General features: G+C 29.1%; 5 protein-coding genes. 4 read left to right on the forward strand and 1 reads right to left on the reverse strand.

Going from position 1 to position 2,358, the window contains the following annotated elements; genetic code table 11:
- The 4 genes from SPJ17_RS05460 to SPJ17_RS05475 form a co-directional block, all read left to right on the forward strand.
- The coding region (locus SPJ17_RS05460; RefSeq protein WP_321093359.1) for an RHS repeat-associated core domain-containing protein at positions 1-307 on the forward strand (307 nt) is incomplete at its 5' end.
- A gap of 99 nt (positions 308-406) precedes the next feature.
- Positions 407-760 (forward strand): hypothetical protein, encoded by a 354-nt coding sequence (locus SPJ17_RS05465; RefSeq protein ID WP_321093360.1) that lies wholly within the window; start codon positions 407-409, stop codon positions 758-760.
- 63 nt (positions 761-823) lie between these two features.
- Positions 824-1,417: a hypothetical protein gene (locus SPJ17_RS05470; protein ID WP_321093362.1), complete on the forward strand. Its 594-nt coding sequence runs from the start codon at positions 824-826 to the stop codon at positions 1,415-1,417.
- 36 nt (positions 1,418-1,453) lie between these two features.
- Positions 1,454-1,747: a hypothetical protein gene (locus SPJ17_RS05475; RefSeq protein ID WP_321093363.1), complete on the forward strand. Its 294-nt coding sequence runs from the start codon at positions 1,454-1,456 to the stop codon at positions 1,745-1,747.
- 281 nt (positions 1,748-2,028) lie between these two features.
- On the opposite strand, the gene SPJ17_RS05480 is transcribed toward SPJ17_RS05475, so the two are convergent.
- The coding region (locus SPJ17_RS05480) for a hypothetical protein (protein WP_321093365.1) at positions 2,029-2,358 on the reverse strand (330 nt) is incomplete at its 5' end.

Raw genomic sequence — 2,358 nt, forward strand, 5'->3', positions numbered from 1 at the left:
AGGTATCTTAAATAATAGTGGTGTAATAGTATCTAAATTTGATTATGATGCCTTTGGTAACATCATAAATCAAACAGGAACTGTAATATCTAATTTCAGATACAAAGGATATTATTATGATACGGATATAGAATTATATTATCTAAAGAGTAGATTTTATAATCCTGTATTATTAATATTTATTACACCAGATTCTATAGAATACCTAGATTCATCGAGTATTATTGGATTAAATCTATATGCGTATTGTGGTAATGATCCAGTAAATATGATAGATGAAGAGGGAAATTGGTGGGAAAACTTTTGAAAAATTGTTGGCGCGATTGTTGGTGTTGTCGTTTGTGGAGTTGTTGGGTTTGTAGCAGGAGGAGTTCCTGGCACTGTAACTGGTGCAATCGTTGGAGGTGTGGTCGGAGTAGAACTTGCAACCGTAATTGAAACAGAAACATATGTCTCCAATAGTACAGCTGAAGCTAAAAATTTTGGAAATGTTGATGAAACATATAGTATGACAAGGGAAGATGCAATGTCATATATAAGATATTTGAGAGAAAATAATTCTACCCTTAGAGAGAATTGGACAGAAGGAGAAATGCTAAGAGAATGGGAGTATCACAAAAGAGGATATTTCATATTTAGTCTACAGGACGAAAATGACCAAACTTCTTTTAAATATCATTTTAAAAAAGCGGATTTTGAGGAAACCCAGGATTTTTCTTCATATTTCTTTAGAGCTCTTGGTAATTTGTTTATTTGGTAAAGGAAGTTTGGGTATGAATAGAAGATTGTTATTTAAGAAAAAATTTTATTTTGTCTAATCCCTTTGTTCGTTTTATTGGTAATCACTCTCGGCGGAATTATTGTTCTTGCTTTACTATATATAGGGGTTTCTTGGGAAAACAGAAAAAATGAAAACTATTGCAAAGGTGCAAATTGGAATATATCCATCCAAGATTTTGAAACTATTTATTTCCCTATATTTTCAAGCTATTTCCAAGAGGAATTTGAAAAATGTGGTTTAATCAAATTACCATTTGACGTTAAAAAGAAAGATCATTTTTATTCGTTGAGCTATATTGATGATGATAAAAGTATTTATTTAAGTTACACTGTATATGAATCTTTTTGTTTGTTTTCATCTCAAATGCATATTAACTATGATAAATTGGAGATAAAATATGATTATATAGAAAAATATGACATCATTTTGACAGAATTTGGGAAAGAACACTTTTATGATTTTTCTATAGTGGAAGGCGTTTTAAGGGATTTATATAAGGATGATGAAACATACGGGAATAATCCTTTGTATTTTGATAATATCATTGGAAATATAGGAAGTAGATATGAGTTTGATATCGATAAAAATTATGTCGCCATAGAAGTGAATTCGTTGCTGCGGGAGATGGAATTATAGGAATGGAAAAGAATATTTTTCCTAATATTCCATAGGTTGAGTATAGGTGAATCATTTAAAATAGTATTATTAATATATAACCCGACCAAGGGTTCTTATTCAAAACGTTGGGTTATATCAGAATTTGGAGAAGAATTCTTTTTTGACTTTCCTATAGAAGAAGGGGTTTTTAAAGATATTTATGTAGAAGAACTTTTAGAAAATGACCATCAGGTTTATTATACAAGTAGTATAGGAGAGATTAAAAGTTCATATAGTATTTCTTTAAGTGAAGAAAATTTATCGATAAAATTGTGTGTTTCATCTTTAATAAAAGGTTTTGATTTATAAAAAGGCAATTTAATGTGTGTGTTTTATTGTAAATAAAGGTTTTATATCACAAAGGATAAATTAAAAGTGGAAGATAAGTCTTCTTATAATGAGAAAAACTATATGATGAAACTTGATAATTAATTTTTATTGAAAAGCATAAGTGAAAATATTGTTATTCTCTAGAAGAAAATAAACATGAGAATAAAAAGGCTGTAAACCTAGGTAATGATTTCAAATTTAAAACCTAGGTTTTTACACTCCTTTTTTTATATAATTTTATATATAAAAAAGTGAAGCAATTAAGCTTCACATGAATCACTAGTTATACATTCTTTTAATTTCAATCGTTTAAATAAAATAATAAATAATGTAAAATGAACCATTAAAGTTAATATCCAGCTTATAGGATAACTGATCATTAATCCAGATAGATTATGTAAGGAATCCCACTGGAAGAAGGTATATATCCATACAATTCTTAATAGGCAAGCTCCAATTAGGGATATAATGGCAGGAGAAGTAGAATATCCAATTCCTCTTAGGGAATAGGCACCTACATCCATAAAACCACATAGGAAGTAGGTACAGGCTATGATAAATAGCCTTTTTTTGCCTTCTAGGATAGCTGC

Source organism: Anaeroplasma sp. (assembly GCF_034179385.1).
Taxonomy (GTDB): domain Bacteria; phylum Bacillota_I; class Bacilli_A; order Acholeplasmatales; family Anaeroplasmataceae; genus Anaeroplasma.